The 18582-nt window shown below is 70.0% G+C and carries 18 protein-coding genes, 1 tRNA gene and 1 pseudogene; 8 read left to right on the top strand and 12 right to left on the bottom strand.

Translation table 11 applies throughout. The annotated features are described in order from the left end of the window. A partial coding sequence (locus tag ACFE71_RS07625; RefSeq protein WP_375428207.1) for a protein-disulfide reductase DsbD family protein occupies positions 1 to 1816 on the bottom strand: 1816 nt, incomplete at its 3' end. A gap of 253 nt (positions 1817 to 2069) precedes the next feature. Between ACFE71_RS07625 and ACFE71_RS07620 the strand changes: the two genes are divergently transcribed. Further along, positions 2070 to 3650, top strand: a complete 1581-nt coding sequence (locus tag ACFE71_RS07620; RefSeq protein WP_375428206.1) for an alkaline phosphatase family protein — start codon at positions 2070 to 2072, stop codon at positions 3648 to 3650. Between the two features lie 63 nt (positions 3651 to 3713). Here ACFE71_RS07620 and metH read toward each other — a convergent pair whose 3' ends face one another. The 4 genes from metH to ACFE71_RS07600 form a co-directional block, all read right to left on the bottom strand. Further along, positions 3714 to 6392: a methionine synthase gene (gene metH, locus ACFE71_RS07615; protein WP_375428205.1), complete on the bottom strand. Its 2679-nt coding sequence runs from the start codon at positions 6390 to 6392 to the stop codon at positions 3714 to 3716. A gap of 127 nt (positions 6393 to 6519) precedes the next feature. Beyond that, a complete protein-coding gene (locus ACFE71_RS07610) occupies positions 6520 to 7581 on the bottom strand; it encodes a homocysteine S-methyltransferase family protein (RefSeq protein WP_375428204.1) in 1062 nt (353 codons plus the stop codon). A gap of 106 nt (positions 7582 to 7687) precedes the next feature. Then, entirely contained in the window at positions 7688 to 8632 is a 945-nt protein-coding gene (gene metF / locus ACFE71_RS07605) for a methylenetetrahydrofolate reductase [NAD(P)H] (RefSeq protein ID WP_375428203.1), read from the bottom strand. Beyond that, complete coding sequence (locus tag ACFE71_RS07600) at positions 8629 to 9597, bottom strand: ArsR/SmtB family transcription factor (RefSeq protein WP_375428202.1); 969 nt, start codon at positions 9595 to 9597, stop codon at positions 8629 to 8631. Before ACFE71_RS07600 ends, metF begins: the two co-directional genes overlap by 4 nt. Positions 9598 to 9706: 109 nt before the next feature. Here ACFE71_RS07600 and ACFE71_RS07595 point away from each other — a divergent pair, with 109 nt between their 5' ends. The 3 genes and pseudogenes from ACFE71_RS07595 to ACFE71_RS07585 all read left to right on the top strand — a co-directional run. After that, on the top strand, positions 9707 to 10021 hold the full coding sequence (locus ACFE71_RS07595; RefSeq protein WP_375428201.1) for a hypothetical protein: 315 nt from the start codon (positions 9707 to 9709) through the stop codon (positions 10019 to 10021). 164 nt (positions 10022 to 10185) lie between these two features. After that, the gene (locus ACFE71_RS07590) at positions 10186 to 10353 is read left to right on the top strand and encodes a hypothetical protein (protein WP_375428200.1); all 168 of its coding nucleotides are present in this window, start codon (positions 10186 to 10188) and stop codon (positions 10351 to 10353) included. Beyond that, positions 10350 to 10454 (top strand): annotated as a pseudogene (locus ACFE71_RS07585) (aldo/keto reductase); the annotation flags it as partial. The gene ACFE71_RS07590 and the pseudogene ACFE71_RS07585, both read left to right, overlap by 4 nt. On the opposite strand, the gene ACFE71_RS07580 reads toward ACFE71_RS07585, so the two are convergent. The 5 genes from ACFE71_RS07580 to ACFE71_RS07560 all read right to left on the bottom strand — a co-directional run bounded on the left by ACFE71_RS07580 (position 10450) and on the right by ACFE71_RS07560 (position 14575). Continuing rightward, a complete protein-coding gene (locus tag ACFE71_RS07580) occupies positions 10450 to 10767 on the bottom strand; it encodes a hypothetical protein (RefSeq protein WP_375428209.1) in 318 nt (105 codons plus the stop codon). The pseudogene ACFE71_RS07585 and the gene ACFE71_RS07580 overlap by 5 nt on opposite strands. Beyond that, positions 10764 to 10898: a hypothetical protein gene (locus ACFE71_RS07575; protein ID WP_375428199.1), complete on the bottom strand. Its 135-nt coding sequence runs from the start codon at positions 10896 to 10898 to the stop codon at positions 10764 to 10766. Before ACFE71_RS07575 ends, ACFE71_RS07580 begins: the two co-directional genes overlap by 4 nt. Positions 10899 to 11001: 103 nt before the next feature. Beyond that, positions 11002 to 12387: a short-chain fatty acyl-CoA regulator family protein gene (locus ACFE71_RS07570; protein ID WP_375428198.1), complete on the bottom strand. Its 1386-nt coding sequence runs from the start codon at positions 12385 to 12387 to the stop codon at positions 11002 to 11004. Between the two features lie 734 nt (positions 12388 to 13121). Next, positions 13122 to 13793 carry a DUF4893 domain-containing protein gene (locus tag ACFE71_RS07565; protein ID WP_375428197.1) on the bottom strand — a complete coding sequence of 224 codons (672 nt, stop codon included), beginning with the start codon at positions 13791 to 13793 and terminating at the stop codon, positions 13122 to 13124. Further along, positions 13790 to 14575 carry a 3-hydroxybutyrate dehydrogenase gene (locus ACFE71_RS07560; protein ID WP_375428196.1) on the bottom strand — a complete coding sequence of 262 codons (786 nt, stop codon included), beginning with the start codon at positions 14573 to 14575 and terminating at the stop codon, positions 13790 to 13792. Before ACFE71_RS07560 ends, ACFE71_RS07565 begins: the two co-directional genes overlap by 4 nt. A gap of 87 nt (positions 14576 to 14662) precedes the next feature. Between ACFE71_RS07560 and ACFE71_RS07555 the strand changes: the two genes are divergently transcribed. The 4 genes from ACFE71_RS07555 to ACFE71_RS07540 all read left to right on the top strand — a co-directional run bounded on the left by ACFE71_RS07555 (position 14663) and on the right by ACFE71_RS07540 (position 17410). Beyond that, on the top strand, positions 14663 to 15625 hold the full coding sequence (locus tag ACFE71_RS07555) for a neutral zinc metallopeptidase (protein ID WP_375428195.1): 963 nt from the start codon (positions 14663 to 14665) through the stop codon (positions 15623 to 15625). 74 nt (positions 15626 to 15699) lie between these two features. Further along, positions 15700 to 15775, top strand: a tRNA-Ala gene (locus ACFE71_RS07550). A gap of 154 nt (positions 15776 to 15929) precedes the next feature. Next, the gene (locus ACFE71_RS07545; RefSeq protein ID WP_375428194.1) at positions 15930 to 16682 is read left to right on the top strand and encodes an NUDIX domain-containing protein; all 753 of its coding nucleotides are present in this window, start codon (positions 15930 to 15932) and stop codon (positions 16680 to 16682) included. Then, on the top strand, positions 16682 to 17410 hold the full coding sequence (locus ACFE71_RS07540) for an extensin family protein (protein ID WP_375428193.1): 729 nt from the start codon (positions 16682 to 16684) through the stop codon (positions 17408 to 17410). Before ACFE71_RS07545 ends, ACFE71_RS07540 begins: the two co-directional genes overlap by 1 nt. Positions 17411 to 17413: 3 nt before the next feature. Here the strand turns inward: ACFE71_RS07540 and ACFE71_RS07535 are convergent, their stop codons facing one another. Together ACFE71_RS07535 and ACFE71_RS07530 are read right to left on the bottom strand one after the other, a co-directional pair. Next, the gene (locus ACFE71_RS07535) at positions 17414 to 17968 is read right to left on the bottom strand and encodes a hypothetical protein (protein WP_375428192.1); all 555 of its coding nucleotides are present in this window, start codon (positions 17966 to 17968) and stop codon (positions 17414 to 17416) included. A 197-nt stretch (positions 17969 to 18165) separates the two neighbouring features. Then, on the bottom strand, positions 18166 to 18468 hold the full coding sequence (locus ACFE71_RS07530) for a hypothetical protein (protein ID WP_375428191.1): 303 nt from the start codon (positions 18466 to 18468) through the stop codon (positions 18166 to 18168). Positions 18469 to 18582 lie beyond the last annotated feature (114 nt).

The following is an 18582-nucleotide window of genomic DNA, read 5'->3' as shown; positions in this document are numbered from 1 at the left end:
CCTTCTCGTTGACCTTGCACGTCAGGCACCAGTCGGCGGTGAAGTAGACGAACACCGGTCGCTTTTCGGCGCGCAGCGACGCGAGCTTGGCCTCGGTGAACGCCTCGTCGCCGGCGGTCGCAGTCTTGGCGGCGGCCGGTGGCGCGCGTGAGATCAGAACCGCGCTACCGACGAACACGACGAGCAGCAGGACCTGCGCGACGATGCCAAACGACTTGCCCTTGCGCTGGCGCGAGCCGCCGATCCACAGCACCGCGCCGACTGCCAGCACCGCGACCAGCGCGAGCGTCAGCGTGTCCACCCCGGTCTGCCGCCCGAGCACCCAGCCGAGCGCGATCGCGGTCAGGAACATTGGCACCGACAGGATATGACGGAACGTCTCCATCCACGCGCCGGGTTTCGGCAACCACCGCCGCCAAGCAGGGATGAACCCGATCGCGAGGAACGGGAGCGACAGCCCGATCCCGAGCCCGCCGAACACGGCGAGCGCCGCCGGCCACGGAAGCACCAGCGCCGCGCCCAGCGCCGCGCCCATGAACGGCCCCGTGCACGGCGTCGCGACCACCGCCGCCAGCGCCCCCGTCGCGAAGGAGCTACCCGGCCCACCTTTCGTGGCGACGCTGACCGACGGCACTTCCCACAACCCCGATAGATTGAGCGCGATCGCGACCGTCAACGCGAGCAGCACCACGATCACGCGCGGATCCTGCAACTGGAACGCCCAGCCGACCATCGTCCCGCCCGCCCGCAGCAGCAGGATCGCCGCGCCCAGCCCCAGGCACACCAGCACCACGCCCGCCATATAGGCCAGCGCCTCGCGTCGCGCCGCGCCCGCGTCCGCGCCCGACCTGGCCAGGCTCAGCGCCTTCAGGCTCAGGATCGGGAACACGCACGGCATGACGTTGAGCAGCAGCCCGCCCAGCATCGCGGCACCCAGCGCCACGAGCGCGGTCGGCCAGGCCCCTTGGGTCGCGTCGCCCGCCTCGGTAGCGACTATCCCGGGTTGCGCCGTGAGCGCGAATCCGCGCCCCTCGCCCGTCGCGAGCACGCCCGACAGCACCGTCGGCGCGGTCCCGACCGATGCCGCCGCCGTCTCGATCAGCACGGTATCGCCCGATCGCGTGACCGCCTGCCTGGCGGCATGATCGATCGCGCCACCTTCGACCGGATAGAAATAGGCCTCGCCGATCGGCACGCCCGCCGGGAACGGCACCGCCATCCGGAACCGCCCGTCCGCGACCGCGAACGTCGCCTCGCTCCCCAGCGGCTTGGGCAGGGCGCGCCGCCACCCGTCGAACCGCGCGCGCGTCGCCGGGTCGATCGCGCCGTCGCCGACGACCAGCTCGGTCGCCAGCTCGCGGCTTTCGGGCACGCAGATCTCGACGGTGCAGACCAGGTAGTCCGCCTTGACCTTCAGCGGCAGCCGCGTTCCCGCCGCCAGCCCCGCCGGCACCGCCAGCTTGACGAACTGGACCCAGGGCCGCTCATAGACATAGTTCATCAGCCCCGAGACGATCAGCCGCCCCGGCACCGGATACTCGAGCGGCCCCGCCGTAACCCCGGCCGGCAAGGTCCAGCCGAGCGTCGTCTCCACCCCCGCATCGCCGCCGTTCTTCCAATAGCCATGCCACCCCGCCTCGGGCCTGGAGACAAAGGCCAACGTCACCCGTCCACCCGCCGCCGGACGCGGCGTCTCGGCGACCAGCTCCATCGCGACATGCTTCGCGCCGGGCGCCTGCGCCGGCGCGACGCCGCTCCCTGTCAGACCAGAGAGGGCGAGCAGCGTCATCAGCCTGTAAAGCAGCGCCCGCATCATTGCTCAATTCTCATCTGCCGCACATAGCGGGTCGGACCCCGGACCCCAAGGATCGCCGATGAATCCGCTCCTCGCCGCCCTCCTAGCCTCGGTTACCGTAACCAGTCCTCCATCCGTTCGCCCTGAGCTTGTCGAAGGGTCGTCCTTCCCTTCCCCGGCCGTCGAAAAAGGACGAAGCTTCGACAAGCTCAGCTCGAACGGAGGTGTGGAGGCGTCCGCTCCCCGCACCGTCCCCTCGGACGGGGACTTGGAGGTGCCCGCCTCGCAGATCACCCCGCCGAGGTCGCCGCAAAGCACCGCCCCCAAGCTCATCGTCGCCATCTCGGTCGACCAGCTCTCCGCCGACCTGTTCGCGCAATATCGCCAGCACTTCACCGGCGGCTTCGCCCGGCTGCTACGCGGCGCGGTGTTCCCCTCCGCCTATCAGGGCCACGCCGCGTCGGAGACCTGTCCCGGCCATTCCACCATCCTGACCGGCTACCACCCCGCCCGGACCGGGATCGTCGCCAATACGTGGGTCGACCAGAACGCCCCGCGCGCCGACAAGCTGGTCTATTGCGCCGAGGACGAGCGCGCGCCCGGCTCCGACCACACCAAATACACCGCCTCCGACGTGCATCTGAAGGTGCCGACGCTCGGCGAGCGCCTGAAGACGGTCTCCCCCGCCTCGCGCGTCGTCTCGGTCGCGGGCAAGGACCGCGCCGCGATCATGATGGGCGGCCACCGCGTCGACGAGCTATGGTGGTGGGATGGCAAGACCTACAGTTCCTACGCCGGCCGCCCCGTCCCCCCCGTCGTCCAGCGCACGCGCGACGCCGTCGCCGCGCTGATCGCGCGCCCGGAAGGGGCGCTCCCGCTCCCCGGCTTTTGCGCCCCCGTCGACCGCGCCACCCGCGTCGGCGAGCAGACGCTCGGCCGCGGCCGCTTCGAGCGCGCGGCGGACGATGCGAAGGCCTTTCGCGCCTCCCCGGCCTCGGACGCCGCCGTGCTGTCGCTCGCCGCCGGGCTGGTCCAGGACATGAGGCTCGGACGTGGTCCCGCCACCGACGTGATCGCGGTCGGCGCGTCGGCGACCGACTATATCGGCCACACCTACGGCAATGGCGGCGCGGAGATGTGCATCCAGATGGCCGAACTCGACGCCGCGCTCGGCGGCTTCCTCGACGTGCTCGACGCGACCGGCGTCGACTATCAGGTCATGCTCACCGCCGACCACGGCGCGCACGACGCGACAGAGCGCCAGCGCGAGCGCGCCATGCCGATGGAGGCGCGCGTCGAACCCGCGCTCGCGCTCAAGGCCATGGACGCCGCGATCGCCGCCGAGCTGAAGCTCCCCGGCCCGGTCCTCCTCGCCGCCGAGGGCGACGTCTATATCGACCGCAAGCTTCCCCCCGCCGTCCGCGCCCGCATCCTCGCCGTCGCCAAGCGCCGCTATTCGGCGCAGCCTCAGGTCGCCGCCGCCTACACCGCCGCCGAGATCGTCGCGACGCCGATCCCGACCACCCCGCCCGAAACCTGGACCCTCATCGAACGCGCCCGCGCCAGCTACGACCCTGCGCGCTCGGGCGACCTGCTCGTCCTCCTGAAGCCCCGCGTCACCGCCATCGAGAAACCCGGCCCCGGCTATGTCGAGACGCACGGCAGCCCCTGGGACTATGACCGCCGCGTCCCGCTCCTGTTCTGGCGCAAGGGCCAGCCCGCCTTCGAACAGCCTCTCTCGGTCGGGACGATCGACATCCTCCCCACCTTGGCCGCTCCGCTCGGGCTGGCCGTCCCCGGCATAGACGGCCGCTGCCTCGACCTCGACCCCGGCGAGGCGGACACCTGCCAATAACGGGGAGTACGTCACTTTCCAATTTCGTCACCCCGGACTTGATCCGGGGTGACGGGAAGAGGGTCAATCCAGATTCGGCCTCAGCCACCGCTCCGCCTGCTCGATCGGCACGCCGCGCCTGACCGCGTACTCCTCGACCTGATCGCGCCCGATCCGCGCCACCCCGAAATACTCGGCTTGCGCGTGCCCGAGGTAAAAGCCCGACACCGCCGCCGTCGGCAGCATCGCGAAGCTGTCGGTCAACTCCAGCCCCGCCGCCGCCTCCGCGCCGAGCAGGTCGAACAGCTGACCTTTCAGCGAATGCTCCGGACATGCCGGATAACCCGGCGCGGGCCGGATGCCCCGGTACTTTTCCCGGATCAGCGCCTCGTTGGTCAGCTGCTCGTCGGGCGCGTAGCCCCACAGGTCGGTCCGCACGTGCCGATGCAGCGCCTCCGCGAAAGCCTCCGCCAACCGGTCGGCCAATGCCTTGAGCAGGATATCGTTATAATCGTCATGCCCGGCCTTGTACGCGGCGATGTGGCTGTCGATCCCGTGAATCCCGACCGCGAACCCCCCGATCCAATCCCCCGCCGGATCGACGAAGTCCGCCAGGCACATGTTGGCCCGCCCCTCGCGCTTGGCGATCTGCTGCCGAAGGAAGGGCAGCCGAACTCCTTCTCCCCTCCCACTCGCGGGAGGAGTCGGGGGAGGGCCTGTTTCCTTCCTGGCACCGGACGTGCCCTCCCCTAGCCCCTCCCGCGAGCGGGAGGGGGACAGGACGACATCGTCCCCCTCGCGCCGGCACGGCCACAATCCCACGACACCCCGCGCCGTCAGCCATTTCTCATCGACGATCCGATCGAGCATCGCCTGCGCGTCCTCGTAGAGCCCCGTCGCGCTCTCCCCCACGACCCCGTCGGTCAGGATCGCCGGGAAGTTCCCCGCCAGCTCCCACGCCCGGAAGAACGGCGTCCAGTCGATATACCGTCGCAGGTCGGCGAGGTCCCACGCGTCGAACCGGTGCACCCCCGGCTTGGCCACATCCGGCGCCTTCAACGCCATGTCCGCCGCGAACCCCCGCGCGCGCGCCTCGGCGATCGGGAGCAGGTCGTTGCCCGTCCGCCCCGCCCGCGCATCGCGCACCGCGTGGTAGTCCGCCGCGACCCCCGCCACATACTCGTCGCGCGTCGTGTCGCTCACCAAGGTCGTCGCGACGCCGACCGCCCGGCTGGCGTCCAGCACGTGCACGACCGGCCCGTCATAGGCGGGCGAGATGCGGAGCGCGGTATGGACCTTGGACGTCGTCGCCCCACCGATCAGCAGCGGCATCGCCATCCCGGCGCGCTTCATCTCCTCCGCGACCGTCACCATCTCGTCGAGCGACGGCGTGATCAGCCCCGACAGCCCGATCATGTCCGCGTCGTTCTCGTTCGCCGCCTCCAAAATCTTCGACCAGGGCACCATCACGCCCAGATCGACCACGTCGAACCCGTTGCACTGGAGCACGACCCCGACAATGTTCTTGCCGATATCGTGCACGTCGCCCTTGACGGTCGCCATGATGATCTTGCCCTTGCCGCGCGCGCCGGGCTCCTTCGATGCCTCGATGAACGGGAGCAGGTGCGCCACCGCCTTCTTCATTACCCGTGCGCTTTTAACGACTTGCGGCAGGAACATCTTGCCCGATCCGAACAGGTCGCCGACGACGTTCATCCCGTCCATCAACGGCCCCTCGATCACCTCGATCGGCCGCGCGTAACCCTGCCGCGCCTCTTCGGTATCGTCGACGACATGCGCGTCGATGCCCTTGACCAGCGCGTGTTCCAGCCGCCGGCGCACGTCCCATCCGCGCCACTCCGCCGCCTGCGCCTCGACCACCGGGTCCGACCCCCGGTAGCGTTCGGCCAGCGCGATCAGCCGCTCGGTCGATCCCGGATCACGGTTTAGGACGACATCCTCACACGCCGTGCGAAGTTCCGCGTCGATCGTGTCGTACACGTCGAGCTGCCCGGCATTGACGATCGCCATGTCCATCCCCGCCGGGATCGCATGGTACAGGAACACCGAATGCATCGCTCGCCGAACCGGCTCGTTGCCACGGAACGAGAAGCTCAAATTCGACAAGCCGCCCGAGATGTGGACGTGCGGGCAGTTCGCCTTGATGTCGCGGCAGGCCTCGATGAAATCGACGCCGTAGTTATTGTGCTCCTCGATCCCCGTCGCGACCGCGAACACATTAGGGTCGAAGATGATGTCCTCGGGCGGAAAGCCAATGCCGACGAGCAGCGCGTAGGCGCGCGAGCAGATCTCGACTTTGCGCTCCCGCGTGTCCGCCTGACCGACCTCGTCGAACGCCATCACCACCACTGCCGCGCCGTATGCCATGCAGGTACGCGCCTGCGACAGGAAGGGAGCTTCGCCCTCCTTCATGCTGATCGAATTGACGATCGGCTTGCCCGACACGCATTTCAGTCCGGCCTCGATCACGCTCCATTTCGAGCTGTCGACCATGAACGGGATGCGCGCGATGTCCGGCTCGGCCGCGATCAGCTTCAGGAACGTCGTCATGGCGTGGTGCGCGTCGAGCAGCCCCTCGTCCATGTTGACGTCGAGCACCTGCGCCCCCGCCTCGACCTGCTGGCGCGCGACCTCGACCGCGGCCGGATAGTCCCCCGCCATGATCAGCTTCTTGAAGCGCGCCGAGCCGGTGACGTTGGTGCGCTCGCCGATATTCACGAACTGGGCGGTGGAAAGGGTCATCTTATACCTTCTCCCTCTCCCCTTCGGGGAGAGGGCCGGGGAGAGGGGCTGTTCAGGGGACAGGACGGCGCTCTGGACAGCCCCTCTCCCCAACCCTCTCCCCGCAGGGGAGAGGGAGTAAGTAAGATCAAGCCGCCATCGTCATCGGCTCCAGCCCGGCCAGCCGCGTCCGCACCTCGGGCCGCGCGACCCGTCGCGGGGCCAACCCCGCCACCCCGTCCGCGATCGCCCTGATGTGCGCCGGCGTCGAACCGCAGCATCCGCCGAGCACGTTCACCTGCCCCGCCCGCGCCCACTCGCCCACCAGCCCGGCGGTCGTCGCCGGCCGCTCGTCATACTCGCCGAGCTCGTTGGGCAATCCCGCGTTCGGATACACCATGATCAACGTATCCGCGATCTCCGACAGCGTGCGAACATGCGGCCGCAACTGCTCGGCGCCGAACGAACAATTCAGCCCGATCGTCACCGGCTTGGCATGCCGAACCGCGTGCCAGAACGCCTCGACGGTATGCCCCGACAGGTTGCGCCCGGACAGATCGGTCAACGTCATCGACAGCATGATCGGCAGATCGCGCCCGAGCGCCCATCCGGCCTCCAGCGCGGCCATCACCCCCGCCTTGGCGTTGAGCGTGTCGAACACCGTCTCGATCAGGATGAAATCGACCCCGCCCTCGACCAACGCGTCGATCTGCTCGCGGTACACGCCCTTCAGATGATCGAAATCGATCTCCCGGTAGCCCGGATCGTTGACGTCGGGCGAGAGCGACAGCGTCTTGTTCGTCGGCCCGATCGCCCCCGCCACGAAGCGGGGGCGCTCGATGCCGTTCTTGGCGTCCCGCGCCTCGAACTCGTCCGCCAGCTCGCGCGCGATCCGCCCCGACGCGACGTTGATGTCGCGCACCAGATGCTCCGCCCCGTAATCCGCCTGGCTGATCACGTTCGCCGAGAAGGTGTTGGTCGACACGATGTCCGACCCCGCCTCAAGATACGCCCGCGTGATGTCGCGCGGCACCTCCGGCATCGTCAGCGCGAGGATGTCATTGTTGCCCTTCTGGTCGTGCGACAGCCTCAGATCGCCAGCATAGGCCGCCTCGTCGAGCTTCCAGTTCTGGATCTCGGTCCCAAACGCCCCGTCGGTGATCAGGATGCGCTTTTCGGCCTCCGCCAAAAGTTGTGCCCGCTTGCTCATAGCAAATCTCCGTCACCCCGGACTTGATCCGGGGTCCCGCTTCTTCCCTCCCACCACGAAACATAGCGGGACCCCGGCTCAAGGCCGGGGTGACGATCGGAAGTGATCACGCCGCCTCGGCCCGGGCGACCGCCTGCGGCCGCAAGCCCAGCATGTGGCAGATCGCATAGGCGAGCTCCGCGCGGTTGAGCGTGTAGAAATGGAACTCGCGCACCCCGCCCGCATACAAGCGACGGCACAGCTCCGCCGCGATCGTCGCCGCCACCAGCTGCCGCGCGGCGGGCCGGTCGTCCAACCCTTCGAACAATCGGTCCATCCAATCGGGGATCGCCGCCCCGCACTGCCCCGCGAAGCGCCGCACCTGCGCCACGCTCATCACCGGCAGGATGCCCGGCACGATCTCGGCGGTGATCCCCGCCGCCGCCGCCCGGTCGCGGAACCGGAAATACACGTCGGGCGAAAAGAAGAACTGCGTGATCGCGCGGTGCGCCCCCGCGTCGATCTTGCGCTTGAGGTTGTCGAGGTCGCTGTCGTCGCACGCGCTGTCGGGATGCCGCTCGGGATAGGCGGCGACCGAGATCTCGAACGGGTGCAAGCGCCGCAACCCACCCACCAGGTCCGCCGCGTTCCGGTATCCGCCCGGATGCGGCGCGAACGGCGCGCCCGGCGTCGGCATGTCGCCGCGCAGCGCGACGATGTGCCGCACCCCCGCCGCCCAATATTCCTGCGCGACCTGGTCGATCTCCTCGCGGCTCGCCTCGACGCAGGTCAGGTGCGCGGCGGCCGCGATCGGCGTCTCGCGCTGCAGCCGCGCCACCGTCGCGTGCGTCCGCTCGCGCGTCGACCCGCCCGCGCCGTACGTCACCGACACGAAGCGCGGCCCCAGCGGCGCGAGCATCTCGACCGCTTCCCACAATTGCGCGTCCATCTTGTCCGATTTGGGCGGGAAGAACTCGAACGAGACCGCCATGTCGCCCGCCAGATCGGCGAACAGCGGTTCGGCGAGCGCGCGCCGCGCCTCATCCATCTGCGGAACGGTCAAGATCGTCATGCCGCCAATACCTCCTTCACCAAGACTTCCTTCAGGCGAACGCCGGGCCGACGGCCCAGCCATAACTTCACCGTCAGCTCGCCGCCTTTCAGCGTCTCCGTCCGCACGGACGCGAGCCCCGCCGCCTCGAACCAGCCCGCGACCTGCTCGTCCGAGAAACCTAGCCGCGCATGCGCGTCACGCTGGCGCAGCTCCTCGCGCCCGTGGGCCGCGAAATCGACGATCAGCAACCGCCCGCCCGGCCCCAATACCCGCGCCGCCTCGCCGATCGCCAGGTCGGGCGCTTCCGCGAAATGCAGCACGTGATGCAGGATCGCCAGGTCGGCCCCGCCATCCCCGATGGGCAGCCGGTACAGGTCCGCCTGCCGCAGCTCGATATTCGCCCGGTCGTGCAACTTGGCGCGCGCGAGCCGGAGCATCTCGGACGACCGGTCGACACCGACCGACTCGCGCGCCAAGCCTCCGAACAGCTCCAGCATGCGCCCGGTGCCCGTGCCGATATCCACCAGCATCCCGACCGGCGCGTCGCCCAGCACCGCGACCATGGCCGCCTCGACCTCGCTCTCGGCGACATGGAGCGACCGGATCGCGTCCCACTCGCCCGCATGCGCCTCGAACCATGCCGCCGCCGCCGCCGCGCGGTCGGCGCGCACCGCCGTCAGCCGCGCGAGGTCGGCCTCGACCGACTGGTCGAGCGCGCCCAGGCCCCAGGTATCGAGCGACGCGCTGACCGGCGCGACCACCGCGTCGGGACCGAGCGCGACGAAGACCCAGCTCCCCTCCTTGCGGCGCTCGGCCAGGCCGGCGTCGATCAGGATCTTGACATGGCGCGACACGCGCGGCTGGCTCTGGCCCAATACCTGCGCGAGCTCGCCCACGGACAACTCCATCCGCCGCGCGAGCGCCAGGATGCGCAGCCGCGTCGCGTCGGCCAGGGCGCGGAAGATCTCGAGCGGCTCCGTCATGACATAACGATATAAAGATGTCTTTATATGAGGTCAACCGACTTGACGCGACGGAGCGGAGTCGTTTGATCCTCCGCCGGTCGCACGAACGACCGAAGAAGGACCACCGATGAAGAAGCTCACCGTTACCCTCATGTCCGCCCTCGCGCTCGCCGCCTGCGGCCAGAATGCGCGGAACGAGACCGCCGAGGCCGCCAACGCCACCGCCGCCGACGCCTCCGCGGCGACGGGCGAGGCCGTGACCGACGTCGACGCCGCGACCGAGAACGCGTTCGGATCGGCCGAACAGTCGCTCGACCAGGCGGGCCGCTCGATCGAGAACGGCGCCGAAGCGACGGGCGCGGCGGTCGAGAACGGGGCGGAGAAGGCCGCGGACGCGACCGGCAACACGCTGATCCGCGCGGGCAAGGCCATCGAGGATTGATCTAGCCCCCCCTCATCTTGCCCTCTCCCGCCTTTGCGGGAGAGGGTGGCCGAGCGTAGCCAGGTCGGGTGAGGGACGTTCTTCGGAGAGGTCCTGCCCTCACCCTGGCGCTAACGCGCCTGTCCCTCTCCCGCGAAGGCGGGAGAGGGTTAAGAAGGCCAGCCATGCGCTTCCTCTCTCTCGCACTCACCCTCCTCCTCGCCGCCTGCTCCGCCGCCCCGGACGACCCCGGCCAGGTGACCACCGACGAGGCACGCCAGCTGAACGAGGCCGCCGGGATGCTCGACGCGAACGGCATCGACCTGAACGGGACCCGGGCGACGGCGGCGTGACCCCCACCCGCCGCCTTGGCGAGACCGACCTCCGCATCGCGCCGCTTGTGCTCGGCGGCGACGTGTTCGGCTGGACCGCCGACCGGGCCGCCGGCTTCAGTCCCGTCCCGGATCCTGCCGGAGCGGTCGCCCGCGCGCGCCGCGTCCCGCGCGCGTCTGGTTGGACCAGGCGTCGGCATGCCGACCCTCGCCCGTCCGCACGCGCCCGCCCCCATCGCCGATCGCGCTCCTGATCACCAACGCCAGCGCGACGCAGGCGAGGCAAAAGCTCAGCAGCGACATCGCGGCCGGCTCCGTCACGGGCTGGCCGCTCACCAGCTCGCGGACCGACGGCGACACCGCGCAGGCGATCGCGAACAGCGCCAGCCCGCCCAATTGCCGCGTCCGGTTGCGACGCTTGTTCATGTCGATCATCTCACGCCACCGCCGCCACCGACGCGGCCGATCGACGCGCCGCCCCGCGCGCGGCGACCCTCGTCCCGCAGGCGCGCGAGCGCCCGTTCCACCAATCGCCTGGTCCCGTCCGTCCCCACCCGCCCGGTCATGCCAACACGCTCCTCGCTCGTCACGGGAAGCGATGTGGACCCGACGCGCGGGCGAGTTCGAGGGCGAAACCTGCCTTAGGTCATTAGGATGGCATAGGAATCGTCAGTCGCCGACGAAGGTCAGCGCGCTCATCCGCCGCTCGCGCTCGTCGACGACCAACGCCCGCCCCGCCGGCGCGGCCGATCGTTGCGGGCAGTCCGGGCGCAGGCAGGCGCGGCAGCCGAGCCCGATCGGTGTCGCGTCGCCGTCCAGATCGACCCCGCGCGCCGCCGCCAGCACGCCCGCCGATCCGGCCTCGACGCCCAGCCCGATCGCGAACGACGCCGCGATCCCGCCATACCGCCGCCCCTGTGGCGTCACCGTCCGCGACAGCGTCAGCCACCGTTCTCCCGCCTCCAGCTCGACCAGCTGCACCGCCAGCGTTCCCGGCCGGTCGAACGCGTGGTGCAGCCGCCATAGGGGGCACCGCCCCTCCGCCTCGACCAACGCCGCGCCGCTCGCCCCGCCATACCGCTTGGACGATTGCCCCGCCCGGTCGACGCGGATCATGAAGAACGGCAGGCCCCGCGCCCCCACGCGCTGCATCGTCGTCAGCCGGTGCGCCACCTGCTCGAGCCCCGCGCCGAAGCGCCGCTGGAGCAGCTCGAGATCGTATCCCGTCGCCTCGCACGCGCGCAGGAACCGCGCGTACGGCATCATCAGCGCCGCCGCGAAATAGCTGAACAGGTGCCGCCCATACAGCCGCTCCGCCGTCCGGTCGGTCAGGTCGGCCCCCTTTACGAGCGCGTCGACCTCGCCGCGCGCCTCGGTCAGCGCCAGCTGGTACGCGGCCGCGAAGGTGCGCGACGCGGGATCGAGCAGTTCGCTCAGCTGCAACTGCCGCGCATGCAGGTCCAGCCGCCGGAGCACGTCGGGCAGCACGTCGACCGGCAGCACGCGGATCGACAGCCCGTGCTTCACGCGCAGCCGCTCGGCCACCGCGCCGTACAGGTCGCCCGACCGCAGCCGCAGCTCGTCCGCCAGCATCTCCGCGCGCTCGTCGAGATCGGCGAAATGGTTGCGCCACCGCCCGATCTCGCGCCGCACCGTCTGGACGGGATCGCCGGACGCTGGCGACTCCGCGCCGCCGCCGCCGGCACGGTCGAACACCCGCGCGAACGCCTCCGCCCCGCCCGGCGCCGCCGCCAGCCATTCGGCCACCTCGTTCCGGTCGACGCCCAGGTCCGCGAACAGCGGATCGGCCAGCCGCCGCCGCATCGCCTCCGCCCCGCCGCCGGGCTCGGCCGCCGACAGCGCGCGCGGGTCGAAATCGAACCGCTCGGCCAGCTTCATCAGCACCCCCGCCGTCACCGGCCGCTGGTTGCGCTCGATCAGGTTCTGATAACTGGCCGAAATGCCGATTATACTTGCGAACGCCGCCTGGCTGATCCCCGCCTCCCGCCTAACCCGCCGTACCGCATGCCCCGCGAAGATCTTGCGCTCGGCCATGACCCATACCCTCCGCCAGTGCCCCCATCCTCTCCCGCCCTCGCGGGAGAGGATGGGGGCACTGGCGGAGGGTGAGGGCCGGACCATGCCAAGGCGGACGTGGGCTGTGAAGCCTTCACACACGCACAGGACCAACCTGCCCGTTTCGGGGCTGTCCTCCGCACCCCGAATCGGCCAAGGTCCGACCAAACCGGACGAACGACCATGCGCATCCCGACCAACGCCCTGACCGCCCTCCTGCTGATTCTCGGCGCCGCGTTCCCCGCCCGCGCCGCCGTCACCATCACCTTCTGGTCGCACGAGCTCGGCGACGACTTCCCGCATGCCTTCTACTCGTTACGCGGCGTCCCCGACGCGGGTGGCCCGCCCGTCGACATCAGCTACGGCTACACGCTCCGCACCGTAAGCCCCGCCGCCCTGTTCGGCTCGGTTCCCGCCCGACTCGACCTCACGACCAAGGGATACATGCGCCGCAGCGACGCGCAGTTCTCGCTGACGCTGACCGACGCCCAGTATCGCGACATGGTCTCGCTCGCCTATGAATGGAGCCAACCGGCGGTCCGTTATGAGCTGAACGGCCGCAACTGCGTCCATTTCACCAAGGAAGCCGCGCGCCGCCTCGGCCTCGTCGGCATCGAACAGCCCAGGCTCATGAAGAAGCCCCGCAGCTACATGAAGGCGCTCGCCGCCGCCAACGCGGGTCGGGTGACGATCGTCGCCCGGGACGGCGACGACTACCTCCCCTCGCTTCCATCGCTTCCGGCTCCCGCGGTCGCGCCCAGGCTGGCGGTCGTCCCCCCGCCCGTCGTGCCGACGGTATCCGGCACCAGCTCGACCACGTCGAGCACCGACTCGAATCGCGGGTAGGGCAGCACGATCCGCCAGCGCGTGTCGTCGATGCGTTCGACCCAGCCCGCCATGTCACGCGTCGCATCCCGCCCGTACCGCATCGCCTTGCGCTCGTCGCCCAGAACCATCGTCCCCAGGAACACCGCGCGCCCGGTCGTCTCGGGATAGATCACGCCGATCGGCCGCTGCGGCCCGTCGACCTTGGCGAAGCGACCGTCCTCGCCCACCCGGCATGGGGAGGCCTGATGCGTGACGAAATGCGGTGCGCCGGCCCCCCGCGCTCCGAGCCTGAACTTCCGGCACCTATACGCACCCGCCGGCGGCACCGGATCGTGCAACGCCCGGTCCGGGTCGAAGAACACCGGGTCCGCCGCGATCGCCGTCGCTCCCCCGCCCGCCCGCGCCGCCGGCAGGGCCGCCATCCATGCGGTCCGCCACCCCCGCAACCGCCGCCGATCGTCGGCCGTCGCGATCTCGCGCCAGCCTCGCCGGTTCGTCTGCGCGTCGACCGGCGCCATCAACGCGCAGACCGCGATCAGGACGCGCGCCGCCCTCACGTCGCCGTCCACCCGCCATCGACCGACAGGTTCGCCCCCGTGATCGACTTCGCTTCCTCCCGGCACAGGAATAGCGCCAGCGCCGCCACCTGCTCGGGCGTCACGAACGCCTTGGTCGGCTGCGCGGCGAGCAGCACGTCGTTCATCACCTGCTCGCGCGTCAGCCCGCGCGCCGCCATCGTGTCGGGGATCTGGTTCTCGACCAGGGGCGTCCAGACGTATCCGGGCGAGATGCAATTGACGGTGATCCCGCTCGTCGCCGTTTCCAGCGCGACGGTCTTGGTCAGCCCGACCAGCCCATGCTTGGCCGCCACATACGCACCCTTGTTCGGGCTCGCGACAAGCGAGTGCGCCGACGCGGTCGAGATGATCCGACCCCATCCCGCCTTCCTCATGTGGGGTACGGCGGCGCGCATCGTGTGGAATGCCGACGACAGGCAGATCGCGATGATCGCGTCCCACTTTTCCGGCGGGAACCCGTCGATCGGCGAGACATGCTGGATGCCGGCGTTGTTGACCAGGATGTCGACGCTTCCTGTCCGCTGGACCGCCTGCTCGATCATCGCCGCGACCTCGTCGCCGCGCGTCATGTCCGCGGGATCGTAAAAGGCGTCGGTTCGACCGATGGCCGCCAGTCCGGCCCGTGTCGCCTCGATCTCCCGCCGGTCGCCGAAGCCGTTGATGACCACCGTCGCCCCCTCGCCCGCGAAGGCGCGGGCATAGGCGAGCCCGATTCCCGACGTCGATCCGGTGACGATCGCGGTCCTGCCCTTCAGAAACATGGCTTATCCTCCGGCCCATACCGTGGCGGGTGCAACCTACCGCACCCCCGATCATTCCTTACGCACCAGTAACGAGGGAGCAAGTGCATGCGGCTCGACGATTTCGATCGGGATATCAATGTCGAGGACCAGCGTGGGCAGGGCGGCCGCGGCGGACTGGGCGGCTTGGGCGGTGGAGGCGGCGGCGGCGGTGGGTTGTTATTCGCGCTTCTCCCCATGATCGGCAGCCGCTTTGGCATCGGCGGCATCGTCGTCGTGCTGATCTTGCTGGCCGTGTTCGGCGGCGGCCTGGGCGGGCTCGGCGGCATGCTCGGCGGCGGCGGCCAGGTCGCGGCCCCCACGGCCCGGGTAGGCGACCGCACGGCGGCCGCCTCGGGCGAAGGCGGTGGCGCGGGCGGCGCATCGGCGGCATGCGGCCTCACGCCCGAACGGCGCGCGACCTGCAACGCCTTCTCCTCGACCGAGAATACCTGGGAAGCGTTGTTCCAGCAGGGCGGCCAGAAATTCCAACCCGCCAAGCTCGTCTTCTTCGAAGGCAGCGGCCAATCGGGTTGCGGCGCGGCGCAGGCGGCGATGGGGCCGTTCTACTGCCCGCCGGACCAGGGCATCTATATCGATACCAGCTTCTTCAACGAACTCGCCACCCGCTTCGGCGCGGCGGGCGATTTCGCGCAATACTACGTCGTCGCGCACGAGATGGGGCATCACATCCAAAGCGTGCTCGGCACGTCGGACCAGGTACGCAAGTCGCAGGCCCGCGCGTCGAAGACCGAGGGCAACCAGCTGTCGGTTCGGCTCGAACTCCAGGCCGATTGCTATGCGGGCGTGTGGGCCGCGCGCAACCGCGACCGGCTCGAGCCCGGCGATATCGAGGAGGGCATGCGCGCCGCCCAGGCGATCGGCGACGACGCGCTCCAACAGAAGTCGCAGGGCCGCGTGGTCCCCGACAGCTTCACCCACGGCACCTCCGCGCAGCGCGAACGCTGGCTGCGCGTCGGGCTCGAGCGCGGCGATCCGGCGGCGTGCGACACCTTCTCGGGCACGGTGTAAGGTAGGTATCTGACCGCGTCGGTGCAGGCGTATTGCGTCGGTCGCGGATGCTCGCTAGGGGCAGATTTCCGCGCGGGGCCGTAGCTCAGATGGGAGAGCGCTGCAATCGCACTGCAGAGGTCAAGGGTTCGATTCCCTTCGGCTCCACCACCGCGCGGATGCGGCGAAGCGGCATAGCCGCCGCCGCCGACATCCAAGCGCGGCCGGCGACGCCACAGCGTCGTTCGACGACGCGGCTTTGCCGCGGCGCGGCCCAGGGCACCCCACCCTGGCATCGCCCACCCCCCGCGCTACATCCACCCCGATGCCCGACCCCGCTCCCCAACGACCCATCCCCGCCGCCACGCTCATCATTTTCCGCGACGCATTTGGTCCACCCGAACTCCTGATGGTCGAACGCGCCAAGGCGATGGCATTCGCCGGCGGCGCCATGGTCTTCCCCGGCGGCCGCATCGACCCGGAGGACCACGCACTCGCCGCCCTCCACCCCACCTTTGCCGACGCCCCCGCCCGCATCGCCGCGATCCGCGAAACAATCGAGGAAGCCGGACTCGCCATCGGCCTGACCCCGCGGCCCTCCCCCGACATCCTCGCCGACCTCCGCCGCAAGCTTCATGACGGTGTCGCCTTCGGCCGCGCGCTCGACGAGGCGGGCCTCGTCCTCGACCTGGCCCGGCTCACCCCTTTCGCCCGCTGGCTTCCCGCGCACCGGCACATGCGCATCTTCGACACGCTATTCTTCCTCGCCCGAGCGCCCGGGGGGGAGGCGACGGTCGACCATACCGAGAATGTCCGCCTCACCTGGACCACCGCCCGGGCGCTCCTCGACGAGGCCGATGCCAGCCGGGCGACGATCATCTACCCGACCCGCCGCAATCTCGAGCGCCTGGCGCTGTTCGCGAGCTTCGACGAAGCGGTGATCCACGCCCACGCGCACCCGATCCGCCCGGTCACGCCCTTCATGGAAATGCGCGATGGCGTGGAGCATCTCTGCATCCCGGACGATCTCGGCTATCCGGTAACCGCCCAACCGATGACGGAGGTCTTGCGCGGCTGATGCGCGCGCTCCGCCGTGTCCTGGGCGGGCTCGTGACCCTTCTCCTGATCGCGACGGCGGCGCTCCTCCTCTACGCCTTTGCGCGCGGACGACCGCAAGACCTGCCCTGGACGCCGCTCGATCTCGGCCGGCCGGTCGGCATGTTCACAGGCCGCAAGCTCACCGCGTTGACAGACGATGCCCCTGCATGCCGCGCGCTGCTTGACCGCGCGGGCGTGACCTACACCGCCCTGCCCCCGCGCGGCGGCGTGCGATGCGGCTATACGGACGGCATCCGACTCGGCCCCGGCGGCTCGCGGGCGATCAACTACGCACCGCCGGGCCTCGCCACCTCCTGCCCCGTCGCGGCGGCGCTCGCGGTCTGGGAGTGGAACGTCGTCCAACCCGCCGCCGAGCGCCTGTTCGGCGGGCGCGTGACGAGCGTGGAGCATTTCGGTAGCTACAGCTGCCGCCGCCTATATGGCCGCGACGAGGGCGCGTGGAGCGAGCACGCGACCGCCGATGCCGTCGACATCGCTGGATTCCGCCTGAGCGATGGGCGGCGGATCAGCGTGATCGGCGACTGGACCGGCGACGAAGCCGAGGGTCGCTTCCTGCGCGCGGTCCGCGACGGCGCATGCGACCTGTTCGCGACCACCCTGTCCCCCGACTACAACGCCGCCCACCGCGATCACCTCCACCTCGACCAGGCGGAGCGCGGGACGACGGGCTGGCGCGCCTGCCGCTAGCGATCAGTGCGCCATCGGCGCGGACGTATCGACCTTCTCGACCCAGTAGGGGAAGAACGCGGGCTGCCGATTCGACCAGCCGCTCGCGGTCGCCGCCGCCTCGCTGATCGACTGGAGCAACTTGCGCCGGAGCTCCGGATGCAGGTGCGGCAGCGCCGCCGCCGAGCAGAAGGTCGACGGCAACCACGGCCGCACCTCGGCCCCGACCAGCCGCTCATACAGGAACCGGAACGCCGAGAAGGTCGTGATCCGCCCCTGCCCGAGATCGAAAGCCGCGAGCTTCACGATCGGCGCCAGGAACGGCTCCACCGCGTCGAGCCCGCTCGCCTCGGGCACCATCTCGCGGATTTCGGGCAGGCTCTCATACACGCGCGCCTGAGCCCGGATGCTCGCCGCCTCGACCGGGTCGCGCCCCCAACGCGTCATCGCGTCTTCGCGGTCGAGCCCGATATCGAGCGACCGCCGCACATAACGCTGCGTCGCCGCCGAGAAGCCCGCGAACTCCTTCATCTCGGCGAGGGTCATCGCGCCCTCGGCCGCCTTGGTCTTGCCCGTCATGGCCTTCACCCCCCACTCGAAACACCCACGGACGGCTCTAGGCTGAATTGGTTAACGCCAGCACTAACAGGGCCGTCCCGATATGGAGAAAGATCACGGAAAGTGGGCCCGCCGCAATGTCCGTTGCGACGAGCCGATGACGGATATGTGAAAAGATGCCGCATTGCGTCATTTACGCAACAAACGGCCGGTCGGAACTAGCCGCCGTCGCGCAACCGCTTCTCCGCGGCCGGATCGAAGCCCGAGGATGGGGCGGGCTCGCTCGCCGACTTGCCGGGCTGGATGATCGACACTGGATCGGAGCCGTCCATCGTCTCGTCGAGCCCCGCGTCGAGCCGCGCCTCGACGGACTCCGGATCCTTGCGCAACCGCGCCTCGATCGACTGGTCCTGCCCCGCATCCTGACGCGGATCGCGCTCGCCATTGTTCGACGCCTGGGGCGGCGCCACCGACATCGCGTCCATCGCCGCATCCATGTCCTGCTTGGTATTGTCGCTCATATCCCGCTCCTGCGATGCGATCTCGACGATAGAACGAGGCGCGGGCACCGCCGTTCCCCATATGAAAAGGCCCGGCGAGTTTCCCCGCCGGGCCTTCAGGCGCCTTGGCTCAGG

The sequence above is a fragment of the uncultured Sphingomonas sp. genome (assembly GCF_964237155.1).
Taxonomy (GTDB): Bacteria; Pseudomonadota; Alphaproteobacteria; order Sphingomonadales; family Sphingomonadaceae; genus Sphingomonas.
Note: the sequence above shows the minus strand (reverse complement) of the source record. Positions and strands in the feature narration are given on the sequence as shown.